This is a genomic window from Streptomyces sp. NPDC041200, assembly GCF_055591805.1.
The window spans coordinates 216,775-235,160 of sequence record NZ_JBVIZF010000008.1 but is presented as its reverse complement, the minus strand read 5'-3'; the positions used below and the strand labels follow the sequence as shown (position 1 = coordinate 235,160).

At 71.4% G+C, this 18,386-nt stretch carries 13 protein-coding genes; all 13 read left to right on the top strand.

Annotated elements, in window-relative coordinates:
* Nucleotides 1-61 precede the first annotated feature (61 nt).
* The 13 genes from ACZ6CL_RS20815 to ACZ6CL_RS20755 are packed head-to-tail and all read left to right on the top strand — an operon-like array spanning nucleotide 62 to nucleotide 18,383.
* Entirely contained in the window at nucleotides 62-1,387 is a 1,326-nt protein-coding gene (locus ACZ6CL_RS20815; protein WP_468937593.1) for a nucleotide sugar dehydrogenase, read from the top strand.
* A complete protein-coding gene (locus ACZ6CL_RS20810) occupies nucleotides 1,377-2,672 on the top strand; it encodes a glycosyltransferase family 4 protein (protein WP_468937592.1) in 1,296 nt (431 codons plus the stop codon). The genes ACZ6CL_RS20815 and ACZ6CL_RS20810 overlap by 11 nt, the downstream gene beginning before the upstream one ends.
* Nucleotides 2,669-4,069: a Wzz/FepE/Etk N-terminal domain-containing protein gene (locus ACZ6CL_RS20805; RefSeq protein WP_468937591.1), complete on the top strand. Its 1,401-nt coding sequence runs from the start codon at nucleotides 2,669-2,671 to the stop codon at nucleotides 4,067-4,069. The genes ACZ6CL_RS20810 and ACZ6CL_RS20805 overlap by 4 nt, the downstream gene beginning before the upstream one ends.
* On the top strand, nucleotides 4,066-5,583 hold the full coding sequence (locus ACZ6CL_RS20800; RefSeq protein ID WP_468937590.1) for a Wzz/FepE/Etk N-terminal domain-containing protein: 1,518 nt from the start codon (nucleotides 4,066-4,068) through the stop codon (nucleotides 5,581-5,583). The genes ACZ6CL_RS20805 and ACZ6CL_RS20800 overlap by 4 nt, the downstream gene beginning before the upstream one ends.
* Nucleotides 5,584-5,587: 4 nt before the next feature.
* Complete coding sequence (gene asnB / locus ACZ6CL_RS20795) at nucleotides 5,588-7,522, top strand: asparagine synthase (glutamine-hydrolyzing) (protein ID WP_468937589.1); 1,935 nt, start codon at nucleotides 5,588-5,590, stop codon at nucleotides 7,520-7,522.
* 28 nt (nucleotides 7,523-7,550) lie between these two features.
* Complete coding sequence (locus ACZ6CL_RS20790) at nucleotides 7,551-9,737, top strand: bi-domain-containing oxidoreductase (RefSeq protein ID WP_468937588.1); 2,187 nt, start codon at nucleotides 7,551-7,553, stop codon at nucleotides 9,735-9,737.
* Complete coding sequence (locus tag ACZ6CL_RS20785; protein WP_468937587.1) at nucleotides 9,734-11,677, top strand: alginate lyase family protein; 1,944 nt, start codon at nucleotides 9,734-9,736, stop codon at nucleotides 11,675-11,677. The genes ACZ6CL_RS20790 and ACZ6CL_RS20785 overlap by 4 nt, the downstream gene beginning before the upstream one ends.
* A 13-nt stretch (nucleotides 11,678-11,690) precedes the next feature.
* The gene (locus ACZ6CL_RS20780) at nucleotides 11,691-13,229 is read left to right on the top strand and encodes a right-handed parallel beta-helix repeat-containing protein (RefSeq protein ID WP_468937586.1); all 1,539 of its coding nucleotides are present in this window, start codon (nucleotides 11,691-11,693) and stop codon (nucleotides 13,227-13,229) included.
* Between the two features lies 1 nt (nucleotide 13,230).
* Complete coding sequence (locus ACZ6CL_RS20775; RefSeq protein WP_468937585.1) at nucleotides 13,231-14,481, top strand: O-antigen ligase domain-containing protein; 1,251 nt, start codon at nucleotides 13,231-13,233, stop codon at nucleotides 14,479-14,481.
* A gap of 8 nt (nucleotides 14,482-14,489) precedes the next feature.
* Nucleotides 14,490-15,701 (top strand): glycosyltransferase, encoded by a 1,212-nt coding sequence (locus tag ACZ6CL_RS20770; RefSeq protein WP_468937584.1) that lies wholly within the window; start codon nucleotides 14,490-14,492, stop codon nucleotides 15,699-15,701.
* Entirely contained in the window at nucleotides 15,698-16,948 is a 1,251-nt protein-coding gene (locus tag ACZ6CL_RS20765) for a class I SAM-dependent methyltransferase (protein WP_468937583.1), read from the top strand. Before ACZ6CL_RS20770 ends, ACZ6CL_RS20765 begins: the two co-directional genes overlap by 4 nt.
* Nucleotides 16,945-17,739 carry a glycosyltransferase family protein gene (locus ACZ6CL_RS20760; RefSeq protein WP_468937582.1) on the top strand — a complete coding sequence of 265 codons (795 nt, stop codon included), beginning with the start codon at nucleotides 16,945-16,947 and terminating at the stop codon, nucleotides 17,737-17,739. The genes ACZ6CL_RS20765 and ACZ6CL_RS20760 overlap by 4 nt, the downstream gene beginning before the upstream one ends.
* Nucleotides 17,736-18,383 (top strand): PIG-L deacetylase family protein, encoded by a 648-nt coding sequence (locus ACZ6CL_RS20755; RefSeq protein WP_468937581.1) that lies wholly within the window; start codon nucleotides 17,736-17,738, stop codon nucleotides 18,381-18,383. The genes ACZ6CL_RS20760 and ACZ6CL_RS20755 overlap by 4 nt, the downstream gene beginning before the upstream one ends.
* Nucleotides 18,384-18,386: the final 3 nt, after the last annotated feature.

Sequence of the window (18,386 nt, the reverse complement as noted above, 5' to 3'; positions counted from 1 at the left end):
GTCGTCCGACCGGCGCGCGGACCGCAGGCCGTGAGGGCCTGCCTGGGGGGAGAGACGGGGCATGAGAGTCAGCGTTTTCGGGCTCGGCTACGTGGGCTGCGTATCGGCCGCGTGCCTGGCCAGCATGGGGCACGAGGTCATCGGGGTGGACGTGAACCAGGTGAAGGTCGACCTGGTCAACGACGGCAAGGCCCCGGTGGTCGAGGAGCGGATCGGCGAACTGATCGCCGAGGTCGTGCGGACCGGGGCGCTGCGCGCCACCGGCGACGTGCACGAGGCGATCATGAACAGCGAAGTGTCGCTGGTCTGCGTGGGCACGCCGTCGGAGCCCAACGGCAGCCTGTGCACCACGTTTTTGGAGCGGGTCACCGAGCAGATCGGCGCCGCACTGGCCGAGGGGGCCAAGCAGGGGGGCCGGCACACCGTCGTCTTCCGCAGCACCATGCTCCCCGGCACCTGCCTGAACCTGCTGGTGCCGATCCTGGAGAAGAACGTCGGCGGCACGGCCGGGGTGGGGTTCGGGGTCGCGGTCAACCCGGAGTTCCTGCGCGAGGGCACGAGCGTGCGGGACTTCTTCGACCCGCCCAAGACCGTCATCGGTGAACTCGACCCGGCGAGCGGCGACGCGGTGATGGCGCTGTACGACGCCTTGCCCGGCGAGGTGTTCCGGGTGCCGGTCCCGACGGCCGAGGCGATCAAATACGCGGACAACGCGTTCCACGGCCTCAAGATCGGCTTCGCGAACGAGCTGGGCGCGGTGTGCCAGGCGCTCGGGGTGGACTCGCACCAGGTGATGGACGTGTTCCTGGCCGACCGCAAACTGAACATCAGTCCCGCCTACTTGCGGCCCGGCTTCGCCTTCGGTGGCTCCTGCCTGCCCAAGGACCTGCGCAGCCTGGTCTACGCGGCGCAGCGGGCCGACGTGTCGGTGCCCATTCTCGCCCACGTGCTGCCCTCCAACTCCGAGCATCTGCAACGCGCGGTGGACCTGGTCGAGCGCACCGGCAAGCGCCGGATCGGCATGTTCGGGCTGTCCTTCAAACCCGGCACCGACGACCTCCGCGAGAGCCCGCTCGTCGAGCTGGCGGAGAGGCTCTTCGGCAAGGGTTACGACCTGCGGATCTACGACGCCAACGTGAACCTCTCCCGGCTGATCGGCGCGAACCGCGAGTACATCGAGAACCGGCTGCCGCACCTCGCGCAACTGCTCGCGGACTCCGTCGGCGAGGTGCTCGAACACGCCGAGGTGTGCCTGGTCGGGACCGGGGACCCGGCCGTGCTGTCGGCACTCCCCCAGGGCGACGGCCCCGTACTTGTCGACCTCATCCGCCTTCCCGACGCCGAGGCGCGCCGGGCCGAACCGGGGTACGTGGGCCTTGCTTGGTGACACATCGTTGGGTGACACGTCGTCTGGTGACTCAGCCAGCGGCAACGGGTCGGGCCGGCGCGCGCTGATCCTGGTGGAGAACCTCTCGGTTCCGTTCGACCGGCGGGTGTGGCAGGAGTGCACGACGCTGCGCGACGCGGGCTGGGAGGTGCACGTCATCTGTCCCCGGGGGGAAAAGCGGGACACCGAGCCCGAGGCGGAGATCGACGGGGTGCGGATCCACCGCTACCCGTTGCGCGCGGCCACCGGAGGACCGGCCGGGTACCTGCGGGAGTACGGATCGGCGCTGTGGCACACGGTCCGGCTGGCCCGCAAGGTCGGCCCGGTCGACGTGGTCCACGCCTGCAACCCGCCCGACCTGCTGTTCCTGCCGGCCCTGTGGCTGAAGCGGCGCGGCGCGCGGTTCGTCTTCGACCAGCACGACCTGGTGCCCGAGCTGTACCTCTCCCGGTTCGACCGCGGCGAAGACCTGCTCTACCGCGCCGTGTGCGCGCTGGAGCGGCGGACCTACCGGGCGGCGGACATCGTGCTCGCCACGAACGAGAGCTACCGGGATGTCGCGCTGCGGCGCGGCGGCCGGCGGCCGGAGGACGTTTTCGTGGTGCGCAGCGCGCCCCAGACCGACCGGTTCCAACCGGTGCCGCCCGATCCGGAGTTGAAGCGCGGCAAGCCTCATCTGCTGTGTTATCTCGGCGTCATGGGTCCTCAGGACGGCGTCGACTACGCCTTGCGGGCCCTCGCGAAGCTGCGCGACGAGATCGGACGGACCGACTGGCACGCGGTGTTCGTCGGCGGCGGCGACGCCTTCGACGCGATGGTGGAGCTGTCCCGGCAGCTCGGGCTCTCCGAACAGGTGCGGTTCACCGGACGCATCCCGGACGCCGACCTGGTGCGCCACCTGTCCACCGCGGACGTGTGCCTCTCCCCCGACCCGCGCAATCCGCTCAACGACGTGTCGACCATGAACAAGGTCCTGGAGTACATGGCGATGGGCCGCCCGATCGTCTCGTTCGACCTCCGGGAGGCGCGCGTCTCCGCCGGTGACGCCGCCGTCTACGCGCCCGCCAACGACGAGGCCGCGTTCGCGGGGCTCATCGCGCTGCTCCTCGACCATCCGGAGAAGCGGGCCGAGATGGGCCGGATCGGCCAGGAGCGGATCAGCGGGCAGCTTTCCTGGCGGAACTCGCAAGCGTCGCTGCTCGCCGCCTACGCCGCCGCCTGCGGTGACCGCGCTCCGGTGGCGGCGGGCAAGACGGTCCGTACAGGGAAGAGGCCGCGGCGTTGAACGATGACACGATCCGCCTGGCCACCATCGGGCGGATTCTCCGCCGCCGCTGGCGGCTGCTCGCCGTCCTCACCGTGGTGGGCGCGCTCGTCGGCTACGGCGCCTCGGTGGTGCTGCTTCCGCCCAGGTACACGGCGTCGGCTTCGGTCCTGCTGCCCGGGCAGTGGGAAGAGCGCGAGCTGCTGACCCAGGTGGCCATCACGACCAGTTCGCCGGTGGCCGACCGCGCGGCCGCCGAGCTGGGCTGGAGCGGCGTCAGCGGCAGCGACCTGCGGGGTCGGGTGAGCGCCAAGGCGGCCGACGGGAACATCATCAAGATCTCGGGAACGGCCGACACCCCACAGCGCGCGCAGCGGCTCGCCGACCAAGTGGCCCAGCAATTCGTCACGTTCGCCGCACGGGTCACGGGCGGCGGCACCGACTCCGAAGCCGCCACGGCTCCCGAGGCGCTGCGGAAGAAGGTCGATGAGACCAACCGCCGCATCACCGACCTGGCCAACGCGGCCGATCCGGCGCGGACCGTGGAGAGCGTGCAGGCCCGCACCGCGCTCGAGAAGCTGCGCACCTCGCTGGAAGAGGCCATGACGAAGCTGGACCAGGCCGACCCCGCGAACAACAAGGCCAGCATGGTCGTCATGGGACCGGCGGCCCGGCCGACCAGCGAGGCGCCGCCGACGAGGACGCAGCTCATCGTCGGCGGGGCGCTGCTGTTCTTCCTGGTCGCGGTCATCGGCCATCTCACCGCCGCAAGGATGAATCGCCGGCTGCGCACCGAACCGGAGATCGCCGCGGCGCTGGGCTCGGCGCTCCTCGGCACGGTCGACGTACCTGATGAAGGGCGCGCGCACCGGCCGGAAGCCCCTGGCCCGCGGGGCAGGATCCGGCGGCTCCTCGGCATCGACACCCGGTGGGACATACCGGCCCCGCAGAGGTCCGGCGACGAGGCCAGCAGACGGATCCGCTACCGGCGGGTGTGCACCCGCCTCCGGGAACAGCTGCCGGCCCCCCGGCGACTGCTGGTGGTCGTACCGGACGGCGACGAGATCGCCCGCCGGGCCGCCGGACAGCTCGTCACCGAGGCCGAGAACGACCTTTCCCCAAGCTCTTCGAGCAGGGGATACACCATGCTGCGGGTGGTGGAGGTTTCGGTGGACCGGCCGACGGTGCCGGACCGCGGCCCGGAGTCCGGTGCCCTGGTCGTCCTCAGCGCGGGCAACTGGACCGCGGAGGAGGTCACCGGCATCACCGAGGCGTGTGCGGACGGCAGGCACGAGGTCGTCGGCGTCGTCGTCGCCAGCCCGGTCCGGGCCCGCCCGGACCGGTCTGCCGACCATCCTGCGGACCACGCCACCGCCGCGCTCGCGGTTCGCAGTGGCGTGACGGGAGGTTCAGTGTGACGACGAGCACGACGTCGGAGTCGTCGGCGGCCACTCCGCTCTTCGACCTGCAGGCGCTGGTGGTGGCGGTGCGCAGACGCCGTCGCCTCTGGTGCTCCCTGGCGCTCCTGGGACTTCTGGCCGGTGTGGCGATGGCGGTCCTGCTGCCCCCGCCGCCGAGCGCGGTGACCAAAGTGCTGGTCGCGCATGCGGAGGACCAGCCGAACGACATGGGGACGCTGATCCGCACCGACGCCGCGGTGCTGGGGACCACACGGATCGCCGAGAAGGCCCTGCGGTCCCTCAAGTCCTCGGAAGACCCGGAGGCCTTCCTGCGGGACTACCGGGGCACCGGCTTGACCAACAACCTGTTGCAGATCGATGTGACGGGTGCCAGCGACGAGGACGCGGTGGCCCGCGCCAAGGCGCTGGCCGACGCGTTCGTCGCGGACCATGTGCGGCGGATGCGGGAAACCGCGGCCGCCGAGGCCAAGGCCCTGCTCGACCAGCGTGACCGCATGGGGGACGAACTCGCCGACGTCAACAAGGCGATCGGAGACCGGTCGCCGGAGACGGAGAGCGACCCGAAGGAGTCGGCGAGCATCGAGACGCTCTTCGCCCGCCGGGCCGAGCTGAACTCGCGGATCGCCGATTTCAACCAGCGTGCCGCGGAGGCGCGCACCGGCACGCCCAAGGTCATCGCTGGCACGCAGATCGTGGACGCCCCGCGCGCGGTGCGGCACTCCCTGCCCAAGGCCGCCGCCACCAACGCGGCGATCGGACTCGTCCTCGGGCTCGTCCTCGGGCTCGCCCTGGCCGCGGTCCGCACGGTGGTGGCGGACCGCCCCGTGCTGCGCCGTGACATCGCGGCGAACCTGGGCGCCTCGGTCATCGCGGAGCTGCCCCACCGGTCGGGCAAGCTGTGGCAGCGCCGACGAACCCGGGTGACACGCGAGCGGCTCACCACGAGCCTGACCCGCACCGTGCGCGGCTCCGCGGAACCGCTGTCGCTGCTGGAACTGGGCTGTGCGCACAGCACGAGCGTGATCGCCCTCGACGTCGCCAGGGCACTGGCGGCGGAGGGGCCGGTGGTCATCATCGACGGCCTGCCCGGCCCGCAGCTCGCAAAGCGCAGCCCGAAGCCGGGAGACCCCACCGTGGTCAGCGCAGAGCGTGCCGCGGCCGTGCCGCATCAGGAGCGCCGGCTCGGCGTCGGCTCGGTCGCGCCCGGCACGGCGTGGACCGACCTCCAGTACCTCGGCACGCAGACCGTGCTCGTCGTGCGGGCCGGTCACGGCAGCGCCGCCTGGCTGCACACCGTGGCGCGGCAGCTCGCGGACCTGCTCATTCCGGTGATCGGTGTGGTGGTGATCGACCCCGACCCGCGGGACCGGACCGACGGCACTCTGTGGGACGGGCTGCACATCGCGCTGCGCGGCCACAACGAGCGGCTGGCCCGGGAGAACGTGAGCGGCCGGTCGCGAACGGAGCGGTCCTGGGCACGAGTCCCGGACATCGACCAGGAGGCGCGGTAACGACATGTGTGGCATCGCAGGCACGTACCGATGGCCGGACGGGAGGGTCGTGACCGACCGGCTCACCGATACCCTCGCCCACCGCGGACCGGACGGGGCGGGACGGTACAGCCACCCCGCCGGTGACGGCGAAGTGCACCTCGGGCACCGCCGACTGGCCATCATCGACCTGTCCGAGACCGGCGCCCAGCCGATGGTCTCGGACGGCCTCGCCCTGACGTACAACGGCGAGCTGTACAACGCGCCCGAGCTGCGTGCCGAGCTGGCAGCCGCCGGGGTGCGCTTCCGCGGCACCTCCGACACCGAGGTGGTGCTCGAGGCCTGGCGGCGCTGGGACACGGACTGCCTGCCCCGGCTGCGCGGCATGTTCGCGTTCGGGATCTTCGACGAGCGGACCGGTGACCTGGTGCTCGCCCGCGACCAGTTGGGCATCAAACCGCTGTTCCTGCTCCGGCGCGGCGCGGGCCTGGTGTTCGCCTCCGAGCTGAAGGCGCTCGCCGCCGCCACCGGTGGGTCGCTGGAGGTGGACCACGCGGCGCTGGTGGCCTCGCTGCTGTACTACTGGGTGCCGGACTCGCGCTGCGCGTTCCGCGAAGCGGAGAAGCTGCCGCCGGGGAGCTGGCTCAGGTGCCGCCCCGACGGCCGGGTGGAGCGCGGCCGGTACTGGAATCTGAAGGACGTCGCCGCCGAGGGCCGGGAGCGGGCCCGGAGCGGCGAACGGCCGGACCTGGCCGCCATCGTCGAGGAGTCGACCCGGCGCCATCTGCTCTCCGACGTCCCCGTGGCGACCTTCCTCTCCGGCGGCCTCGACTCCAGCTACCTGACCGCGCTCGCGGCCCGCCACCAACCCGGGATCTCCGCTTACACGATCGGATTCCGCCCCGAGGACGCCAAGTTCGAGGCGATGCCGGACGACCTGCGCTACGCCCGGCAGGTGGCCGAGCGGTTCGGCGTCGACCTGCACGAGATCGAGATCGCTCCGAATGTGCTCGACCTGCTGCCACGGATGACCTACCACCTGGACGAGCCGATCGGCGACCCCGCAGCGATCAACACGTACCTGATCTGCTCGGCCGCCCGGGAGGCCGGGGTCAAGGTGATGCTCTCGGGAATGGGTGCCGACGAGCTGTTCGCCGGCTACCGCAAGCACCTGGCCAACCTGCTCGCGCTGCGCTACCAGCGCGTCCCGCGGCCGCTGCGGCGCGGAGTGTCCAGCGCCGTGAACCGGCTGCCGGTCGCGACGGCCCGCCGGGGGTACCGGTCGGTGCGCTTCGCGAAGCGGTTCCTCTCCTTCGCCGAGCTGCCGGAGGAGACCGCGTTCCGGCGCAGCTACACCATGTACGACCAGGACGAGCTGCTCGCCCTGGTCGATCCGGACCTGGCCGGGACGGTCGACGACGTGCTGACCGAGCACGCGGACATCTACCAGGACAACGACCTCGACGACTTCGTCAACCGCATGTGCCTGGGCGACGCCCGGATGTTCCTGCCGGGCCTGAACCTCACGTACACGGACCGCTCCAGCATGGCCGCGTCGACCGAGGTGCGGGTGCCGTACGTGGACGTCGACGTGGTCAAAGCGGCGTTCACCGTGCCCGGTGAACGCAAGATCGTCGGACGGCAGGGCAAGGCCGTGCTCAAGGAGGCGGCCACCTCGATCCTGCCCCGGGAGATCGTCTACCGGCCCAAGGGCCTGTTCAGCGCCCCGCTGCGGGCCTGGATGAGCCGGGATCTGGCACCGCTGGTGCGCGAGGTGGTGCACGACGGTGTGCTCGTCAGCTCCGGGCTGCTGCGCCGTGACGCGCTGGCGCGCATGGTCGCCGAGGACGCCGCCGGGCAGCGGGACTTCTCCAAGCATCTGTGGCACGTGCTGACCCTCGAGTACTGGTACCGCGACGCGACCTCCGGGTCCGGCCAAAGCGCTCGCTCGGCTGCGTAGAAGACGACCTAGAAACAAGGGGACTTGGGTGAAACAGGTTGTGCAGAACTACAAGAGCGGCGAGCTGGCGGTGCTCGACGTACCGGTGCCGGGATGCAAGCCGGGCGGTGTGCTGGTCCGCACCGCCTACTCGCTGATATCCACCGGCACCGAGCTGATGAAGGTGTCCGAGGCCGGCATGTCGATGCTGGGCAAGGCCCGCTCCCGTCCCGACCAGGTCGCCAAGGTCATGCAGAGCGTGGCCACCAACGGGGTGCCCGCCACCTACCGCAAGGTGATGGGCAAGCTGGACTCCTACACGCCACTGGGCTACTCGCTGTGCGGGGTGGTCGAGCAGGTCGGCGCCGGGATCGACGATGTGAAGGCCGGGGACCTCGTGGCCTGCGCCGGCAACGAGCACGCGTTGCACGCCGAGCTGAACTGGGTGCCGAAGAACCTCTACACCCCGGTACCGGACGGCCTCGCGCCGCAGCACGCGGCCTTCGGCACCGTCGGGTCGATCGCGTTGCAGGGCGTCCGCCAAGGCGAGCCACAGCTCGGTGAAGTGGCCCTGGTCATCGGCCTCGGCCTGATCGGGCAGCTGGTCGTGCAGCTCCTCGTCGCCTCGGGAGTCCGCGTCGTCGGCGCCGACCCCGACCCGGTGCGCTGCGAGCTGGCCGGGCGTCTGGGCGCCGCGGCCTGCGGCGATCCCGCGTCCGCCGCCGTGGAAGCCGCCGTCGCCGAACTCACCGGCGGTCACGGCGTGGATCAGGTGTACCTGGCCGCCGGGGGCGGCAGCAATCAGCCCGTCGAGCTGGCCGCCCGGCTCTGCCGGGACCGCGGACGGGTCGTCGACATCGGCAAGTGCCGCCTGGACCTGCCGTGGAACGCGTACTACGAGAAGGAGCTGGACGTCCGGTTCTCCCGCAGCTACGGCCCCGGGCGCTACGACCCGGAGTACGAACTCGAAGGGCGGGACTACCCGATCGGCTACGTGCGGTGGACCGAGCGCCGCAACCTGGCGTGCTTCCTCGATCTCCTCGCCCGCGGCAGCGTCGACGTGGAGCCCCTGGTCTCCCACATCGCCGACTTCGACGACGCCGTCGAGACGTACCAGCGCCTGAAGGACGGCGACCTGAAGGCCGTGGCCGTGCTGTTCCGGTACCCCGGACACGCGGGAGGCGGAGAAGCGGAGGCCCCGGCGGTGGCCGTGCCCGCGGTGCGGCGCGGCGGCGGGGCGCCCGCCCCGGTCCGGTCCGCCAACTCGCCGGTGAGGCTCGCGTTCGTCGGCGCGGGGAACTACGCGACGTCGATGCTGCTGCCGCACCTGTCACACCGCGACGGTGTCGTGTTGTCGACCGTCGTCACCACGACGGCGCTGTCCGCGGCCAACGCGCAGCGGAAGTTCGGCTTCGCCGAGGCCACCACCGACCTCGACGCCGTGCTCGGCGACAAGTCCATCGACGCGGTGTTCGTGGTCACCCGGCACAGCTCGCACGCCGAGCTGACCCAGCGAGCACTGCGAGCGGGCAAGGCGGTGTTCGTGGAAAAGCCCCTGGCCCTCACCGAGGACGAGCTGACCGGTGTGCTCGCGGCGGTGGAGGAGTCCGGCAACGACCGGCTGCAGGTGGGCTTCAACCGTCGGTTCGCGCCGCTGTTGCAGGAGGCCAGGAAGCGGTTCGGCACCCGGACCGGCCCGGCGAGCCTCCGCTATCTGATCAACGCGGGCCGGCTGCAGCACGGCAGCTGGTACCTCCAGCAGGGCACCGAGGGCTCGCGCTTCGCCGGGGAGGGCGGACACTTCATCGACACGGCGAGCTGGCTGCTGGAGGCCGACCCGGTCTCGGTGTACGCGGTCGCCACGTCCGGTGCCGAGGACCTGCAGGTCGTGCTGCACTACCCGGACGGGTCAACCGCCACCATCAGTTACGTCACCACCGGCGCGCCCGGCTTCCCCAAGGAGACGCTGGACCTCGTCGCGGACGGCAAGGTGCTGCGGCTCGACGACTTCGTCCGTGCCTCGGTCTACGGCCCCAAGCGGTGGGTCAGTTCGCGGCTGCCCAAGGCCCGGGACAAGGGCCAGTCCGCCGAACTGGCCGCGTTCGTCAAGGCCGTGCGGTCCGGCGGGCCGATGCCGGTGCCGCTGGAGTCGTTGGTCGCCACCACGTCGGCCACCCTCGCTGTCCGGACCGGACTGACCGGCGGCGCGCCCGTGACGCTGGCGAGGACGCGATGACCATGAGCGCGGGGTGGTACCTGCGGCGCCTTTCCCGGATGGAGCCGCGGGAGGTCGGCGGCCGGGTGGGTGACGCGGTGCGCAGGCGGCGGTGGCGGTCGGCGCGGCCCGACTGTCCGCGGGTGACCGGCGCCCGGTTCACCGCGGCCCTGCCCGCCGGGACGATCGCCGCGCTGCCTCCGGACGCCACGAAACGCCTCATCGCCGAGGCGGACCGGCTGATGTACGGGCACGCCGAGTATTTCGGGGTGGTCCGCGACGACCTGGCCGACCCGGACTGGTGGCGCGACCCGAAGACCGGGCGCCGGACTCCGGGGGGCTATGCCTTCGACGTGCCGTACCGGAACGAGGACGCGGTCGGGGACATCAAGCAGATCTGGGAACTGTCCCGGCACCAGTACCTCACCGTGCTCGCCGCCGCGTACGCGGTCACCGGGAACGAGCGGTACGCCGAGCGGGTCGCCGAGCACCTGCGGTCGTGGTGGGCGGCCAACCCACCGCTGCGCGGCGTGCACTGGATCAGCGGCATCGAGCTGGGCATCCGGCTGCTTTCCTGGGTGTGGATCCGGCGGCTGCTCGACGGCTGGCAGGGGGCGGCCGGGCTGTTCGAGGACAACCCGGTGGCGCTGCACCAGATCTGGCACCACCAGCGCTGGCTGGCCGCCTTCCCCAGCCGGGGGTCGTCGGCGAACAACCACGTCATCGCCGAGGCCGCCGGGCAGTTCGCCGCGGCCTGCGCGTTCGGGTGGTTCCCCTCCTCGGCGCGCTGGCGCGCCGACGCGCTGAGGTCGCTGGAGCGGCATCTGCGCGCCAACACCTTTCCCTCCGGCCTCAACCGCGAGCTGGCCACCGAGTACCACGGGCTCGTCCTCGAACTCGGCCTGGCCGCGGTGGCCGAGGCGGATGCCGCCGCCGTGCCGGTCCCCGCGTCCGTCAGGCTGGTCCTGCTGCGGATGACCGACGCGCTCGCGGCCGTCGTGGACAGCCGGTTACGGCCGCCGCGCCAGGGGGACGCGGACGACGGACACGGACTGGTGGTCGACGGCGCGGACACCGACCGCTGGGCCTCGCTCCTCGCCACGGGGGGCGCCGTGTTCGGCCGGCTCGCCTGGTGGCCGGAGGTGAGGGGCACCGATGTGCGCACCCCGCTGCTCGCCGCGCTCATCGAACCCACTGAACTGTCCGTGACCCGTCCGGCAAGCCGACCGGCCCATTTCGCCGACGCGGGGCTCACCATCCTGCGCGGTCCGGAGGGCATCTGGTGCCGCTGCGACGGGGGTCCGCACGGCTTCCTTTCCATCGCCGCGCACGCCCACGCCGACGCGCTGTCCGTGGAGGTCCGGCACGACGGGGTCGATGTGCTCGCCGACCCGGGGACGTACTGCTACCACGGGCAGCCCGAGTGGCGGCAGTACTTCCGGTCGACCCTCGGGCACAACACCCTGCGTCTGGACGGCGGCGACCAGTCCGTCTCCGGCGGCCCGTTCCTGTGGACGCGGCACGCCCGCAGCCGTGTCCTGGCCGTGGACACCTCCGACGAGGGGGTGTCCCGCTGGTGTGCCGAGCACGACGGTTACCAGCCCTCCGTGCACCGGCGCCGGGTGGAACTGACGGCCGCGAGCCGGGAGGTGCGGGTGGTCGACGAGGTGCGCGGCCCGCACCGGGCCGTGCAGCTGGCGTTCCACCTCGGCCCGGCGATCGCCGCGGACCTGGCGGGCAACCGGGCAGAGCTGGCCTGGACCCGGGACGGCGAGGACCGCTCCGCGGTGCTCGACCTGCCCGGACAGCTGAGCTGGCGGGCGCACCGCGGTGAGACCGGCTCCCCGCTGGGCTGGTACTCCCCCGGCTTCGGGCGCAAGGAACCCGCCACCACGCTGGTCGGCACCGGATTCGCCGACGGCACGCAGGGGTTCACCACCGTGCTCAGGTTCCGCGGTTAGGGGGGGAGGACACGTGGGGATGAAGTGGCGGCGCTGGGCGTTGCCAGCGGCACCGCTGGCGCTGGTCGTGATGGCGGGGACCGGCTGCACCAGCACACCGGACGCCGGGGCGAAGCCGACCGCCGCGCCCTCCACGTCCGGGGCGCCCGCCACGTCCGTGGCCCGGGTGTGCGCCAAGCCCGCGGCCGGGCCGACGAAGGCGCCGGCGGGCGCGGTGACGGTCGACCCCAAGGTGGTCGGTGACCTGGCCGAGAAGACCAAGAGCAGCCCCCCGGGCACCACGTTCTGGCTTCGGCCGGGCGAGCACCGGCTCAAGGCGGAGCGCTACGCCCAGGTCTTCGCCAAGAAGGGGAACCGCTACCTCGGCGCGCCCGGCGCGGTGCTCGACGGCGGGAAGACCAACAACTACGCGTTCAGCGGCACCGCCCCCGGCGTCACCATCCGGTACCTGACCGTGCGGCATTTCGTCGCACCGCCCGACGAGGGCGTGGTCAACCACGACATGGCCGACGGATGGGTCATCGAGCACGCCACGATCCAGTACAACTCCGGCGCCGGGCTGATGGCCGGTGCCCGGCAGCACGTCCGCGCCAGCTGCCTGCGCGGCAACGGACAGTACGGAATGAACGCGTACAAGACCGGCGACTCCATCCGCGGCCTGGTGGTCGAGGGCAACGAGATCGTGGGCAACAACACCGACGACTGGGAGCGTCGGAAGCCGGGCTGCGGCTGCACCGGAGGCATCAAGTTCTGGGCCGTCAACGGCGCCGAGATACGCGGGAATTGGGTGCACGACAACCGCGGGGCCGGGTTGTGGGCGGACAACAACAACAACGACTTCCGCATCGAGGGCAACCTGCTCGAGGCCAACGACGGTGCCGCGCTCATGTACGAGACCAGCTACAACGCGGTCATCCGGGACAACACGATCCGGCGGAACAACTGGGTCGAGGGCCGCAAGTACGCCGACCGCGGCGACACCTTCCCGTACGCGACCATCTACGTGTCCGAGTCCGGCGGCGAACCACGGGTCCGGGCCCGCACGGACAAGATCGAGATCTACCGGAACGTGCTGGAGAACAACTGGAACGGGATCACCCTGTGGGAGAACGCCGACCGGTTCTGCAACAGTCCGGCCAACACCTCGACCGGTTACTGCACGTTGCTGGTGAAGGACGCCAAGCGCTGTGCGAAGACGGCGATCGCCGCCGCACCGCTCTACGACGACTGCCGGTGGAAGACCCAGCGGGTGGACACGCACGACAACCGTTTCCTGCTGGACCCGTCCGTCGTCAAGTGCGAGGAGGAGTGCGGCCGGACGGCGGTCCTCTCCAACTACGGCACCTATCCGAAGTGGTCGCCCTACAAGGGCAAGCGGGTGGCCGAGGCGATCACCCTCAAGCAGCACAACCGCTGGCACGACAACGTCTACCGCGGACCGTGGAGCTTCGTCGCGGAGAACACGGACCAGCAGCTCGACTCCGGGCAGTGGCAGAGCACTCCGTACCGGCAGGACGCGGGCAGCAGCTTCGCCGCACGGGCCGGTGGTTGAGATGGCCGGGACTCCGAAGACCGTCGGGATCGTCTGGGGGCTGCTGGCCCTCAACACGCTCGGCTCAGCCGGGGCGAAGACCATCGTCCCGCTGCCCCGCTCCCTCATCCAGATGGTCACCATGGGCGCGCTGGGCGCCGCGTTCGCGCTGGCACTCGCGGTCAATCTCCGGCTGCGCATCCGGCCGAGCGCCTTCGTGCTCCTGCTCACCCTGCTGCTGGTACCGAGCGTGATCTCCAGCGCCAACCTGGAGGTCGGGTTCGGCGCGCTGTTCCGCTGCTCCCGGCTGGCTCTCTTCGTCGGCACGCTGTGGCTGCTCAGCCGCTGGTGGGACGGCAGCCTGACGTTCGTCCGGTACCACATCCGGATGTACTTCGCGGCGCTCGGGACGGCGGCTGCCGGGCTGGTCATCTCACCGGGCACGGCCATGCCGGAGTACTACGGCGGGCGGTTGGTCGGCGCGTTGTGGCCGCTCACCCCGCCGCAGATCGGACAGTACGCCGCAGTGATCATCGGGCTCACAGTGCTGCTCGTACTGGGCCGCCGGACCACAGGGGGCAGCGCGGCCATGGTCATCGTGCCGTCACTCGTCCTGCTCGCGCTGACCCATACCCGGACGGCCACGGTCGGTCTGCTCATCGGGCTGGTGCTGGCGATCGGTTCGCTCGTCCTGACCAGCGCCGCCGCCCGCCGGTTCTTCGCCTGGGCGGTGCTGGTCGCCACGGTGGCCGCGGTGGTGTTCGCCTCCGCGCTGCAGGCGTGGTTCCTGCGCGGTCAGAGCAAGGAGAACTTCTCCAACCTCACCGGTCGGGCCAAGGTCTGGGACGCCCTGCTGGCAGCGCCCCGGACGACCGCGGAGCAGGTGTTCGGCGTGGGCCTGGGCGACAAGTCGTTCGGCGGGCTGCCGATCGACAACAGCTGGCTGGCCGTCTACAACGAGCAGGGGCTGATGGGCGTCACCCTCGTCGCGGCCATCATCCTCGTCCTCGGCGGCGTCGCGCTGCTGCGACCACCGTCGCTACCGAGGGCCTGCGCCATCTTCCTGATCAGCTACGTCGCGATCTCGTCGTACACCGAGGCCGGTCTTGGTGACGCCTCGCCGTATCTGCTGCATCTGGCCCTGGCCGCCTCGCTGCTCGCGGCACCCGCCACGGCGACGCCCCTATCACCGGCGGCGCCCCTCGCATCGGCGACGCCCCGTACGACGACCGCGGTTCCTCAACGACGTGTCCCGCGATGGGCCAGGAGGTGACCTTGAGCATGCGCGTTCTCGTAGTGCACAACCGCTACTCCTCGGCGCAGCCGAGCGGGGAGAACAGGGTTGTCGACCAGGAAGTCGGGCTGCTGCGCGCGGCCGGCCACCGGGTCGAGTTGTTCGAGCGGCGCAGCGACGACATCGCCGACCGGTCCCTCCTCGGCAAGGTGGCGGTGCCGCTCCTCGTGCCGTGGAATCCGGCGGTCCGCACGGAGCTGGCCGCCCGGCTGCGCTCCGAGCGGCCGGACGTGGTGCATGTCCACAACGTCTTCCCGCTGCTGTCGCCCTCGGTCCTCGCCGCCTGCGCCGACGTCGGCGTTCCCGTCGTCGCCACGTTGCACAACTACACCCAGGTCTGCCCGCCCGGCACGCTGCACCGGGACGGCCGGTCGTGCACCGAGTGCGTCGGGTCGGCGGCGTCGCTGCCCGCCGTCCGGCACGGCTGCTACCGCGACTCCCGTCTGGCGACGGTGCCGCTCGCGGTGAGCCTGACGGTCAACCGGCGGCGGTGGTGGTCCGGCGTGGAGCGGTTCTTCTGCATCTCCGCGGCGCAGCGCGACGTCCTGGTGCGGTCCGGCATGCCCGCCGGGCGGCTCGCGGTGAAGCACAACTTCGTGCCGGATCCGGGCGCCTGCCGAGCGGGCGCGGGCGAGCATGTGCTCTTCCTCGGCCGCCTCGCGGAGGCCAAAGGTGTGCGGCTGCTCATGGCCGCGTGGGACGAGATCGCCGCGGACGGCGGTGTGGGCGTGCCGCTCGTACTCGCGGGCGCGGGGCCACTGGAGCGAGAGGTGACCGCCTGGGCGGCGGGCCGGGACGATGTCCGCTACGTCGGCCTGTACGACGCGGCTCAGTGCCGGGAGGCCGTCGCGCGGTCGGTCGCCGTGGTGGCTCCCTCGATGGCCCTGGAGACGTTCGGTCTGGTGGTCGCGGAGGCGATGGCGGCGGGGGTCCCGGCTGTCGCCGCCGGTCACGGCGCCTTCGTCGAACTCGTCGAGGACGGGGCGACCGGGCTGCTGCACCGGCCGGGCGACCCCGCCTCACTCACGTCCTGTCTGCGCCGGATCGCGTCCGACCCGGCCCGCAACCAGGAGATGGGGCAGGCGGCCCGGCGCCGCTACGAGCAGTGCTTCAGCCCGGCCGTCGGTCTGGAGCGCCTGGAGGACGAATACCGCACCGCGATCGCGGGTCGGTCGGAATCAATGGGGGGCAGTAAATGACACGATGCCGGCTCTGCGGCTCGGCGACGCTGGCGAGCGTCGTCGATCTCGGTGCGACGCCACCGTGCGAGAGCTTTCTCGCCGCGGACCAACTGGATCAGCCGGAGCCCGCGTACCCGCTGCACCTGCGGGTCTGCACCGACTGCTGGCTGGCGCAGATCCCGCCGCTGATCACGCCGGAGGAGACGTTCAAGGAGTACGCGTACTTCTCCTCGTACTCGACCTCCTGGGTGGAGCACGCGCGCACGTTTGTGGCCGACGCCGTACAGCGCCTCGCTCTCGGCCCCGACGCCTTCGTGGTCGAGGTGGCGAGCAACGACGGGTACCTGCTGAAGCACGTGGTGGACCGGGGGATCCGGTGCCTCGGCATCGAGCCGTCGGTGAACGTCGGCGCCGCGGCGCGGGACGCGGGGGTGCCCACGCTCACGGAGTTCCTGTCCCCGGAGACCGGCTCGGCGGTCCGCGCCGAGCACGGCCCGGCGGACCTGGTCGTGGCCAACAACGTGTACGCGCACATCCCCGACGTGGTCGGGTTCACCCAGGGGCTGCGCGCCCTGGTCGCCGACGACGGCTGGGTCTCCATCGAGGTGCAGCACCTGCTGACCCTGATCGAGGAGAACCAGTACGACACGGTCTACCACGAGCACTTCCAGTACTACACGGTCGCGTCCGCGATCCGGGCCCTCGCCAGCGGCGGACTCGCCCTCGTGGACGTCGAAACGCTGCCCACGCACGGCGGCTCCATCCGGCTGTGGGCCCGGCCCGCCGAAGCGGCCGGCGAGCCCAGCCGCCAGGTGGCCGACGTGCTGGCCCGGGAGAAGGCCGCCGGGCTGCAAGAGCTGTCCGGGTACACCGAGTTCTCCGCCCGGGTGGCCAAGGTGCGGCGGGATCTGCTGCGGTTCCTCATCGAGGCGGCCGAGCGCGGTGAGACGGTCGTCGGCTACGGCGCCCCGGGCAAGGGCAACACCCTGCTCAACCACTGCGGCATCCGGCCCGATCTGCTCCCGTACACCGTCGACCGCAATCCCTACAAGCACGGCAGGTTCACCCCGGGCACCCGCATTCCGATCCTGCCGCCCGAGCAGATAGCCGCCGACAAACCGGACTACGTCCTCGTCCTCCCGTGGAACCTGCGGGCCGAACTGGTCGAGCAGTTGTCCTTCGTCCACGGCTGGGGCGGCCGACTGGTCTTCCCCATCCCGGAACTGAGCGTTGTCGAGGTCGCGTCTCGAAAGGTCACAGCATGAAGGTCGTTCTGTTCTGCGGCGGCTACGGGATGCGGATGCGCAGCGGTGCCGCGGACGACGTGCCCAAGCCGATGGCGATGGTCGGCCCGCGGCCGCTGATCTGGCACGTCATGCGCTATTACGCGCACTTCGGGCACCGGGAGTTCATCCTGTGCCTCGGCTACGGGGCGCACCACATCAAGAACTTCTTCCTCACCTACGAGGAGACGACGTCCAACGACTTCGTGCTGCGCGGCGGGCGGACCGAGCTGCTGTCCACCGACATAGCCGACTGGACCATCACGTTCGCGCAGACCGGCATCGAGTCACCGATCGGGGAGCGGCTGCGCCGGGTGCGGCACCACTTGGACGGCGACGAGATGTTCCTCGCCAACTACGCCGACGTGCTCACCGACGCCCCGCTGGACGAGATGATCGACCGGTTCGCCCGGCGCGACGCCGGTGCGTCGATGATGGTGGTGCCGCCGCAGTCCTCGTTCCACTGCGTGGACCTGGGCGAGGACGGTCTGGTGGGTGGCATCACCGCCGTGAGCGACCTGCCGCTGTGGGAGAACGGCGGCTACTTCGTACTCCGCCAGGAAGTGTTCGACCACATACCGGAGAACGGGGACCTGGTCGCCGATGGGTGCACCCAGCTGGCCAAGCGCGGAAGGCTCATGGCGCACCAGCACCGCGGCTTCTGGAAGCCGACCGACACCGTGAAGGAGCGGGCCGCGCTCGACGACGCGTACGCGCGGGGCGACCGCCCGTGGGCCGTGTGGGAACGGGACAACGCCGGGGTGAGCGCGTGATCCGGCTCGGCGCCGGGCCCCTGAACCGGATCGTCGCGGTGGGCGCCCACTGTGACGACATCGCCATCGGCGCCGGTGGCACGCTGCTGACGATGTGCCTCGCGCGGCCCGGTATCCGGGTCGACGCGCTGGTGCTCTCCGGCGGCGGCAGCGAGCGCGAGGCGGAGGAACAGGCCGCGCTCACCGCCTTCTGCCCGGGCGCCGACCTGCGGCTGACCGTGCTCAAGCTGCCGGACGGCCGGATGCCCGTGCACTGGGACGAGGCCAAGGCCGCGGTCGAGGAACTGCGCGGACGGACCGAGCCGGATCTGATCCTGGCCCCGCGTACCGACGACGCGCACCAGGATCACCGCGGCCTGGCACGGCTGATCCCCACCGCGTTCCGCGACCACCTGGTCCTCGGCTACGAGATCGTCAAGTGGGACGGCGATCTCGGCCGCCTCGCGGCGTACCAGCCGCTGGCGCCGGAGATCGCCGAACAGAAGGTGCGGCTGCTGCAGGAGCACTACCCCTCGCAGCGGCACCGGCCCTGGTACGACCGCGAGGCCTTCCTCGGCCTCGCCCGGATCCGCGGCATCGAATGCCACGCGCGCTACGCCGAGGCGTTCGCCGTCACCAAACTCACGCTCACCTTGGGGGATTGAACC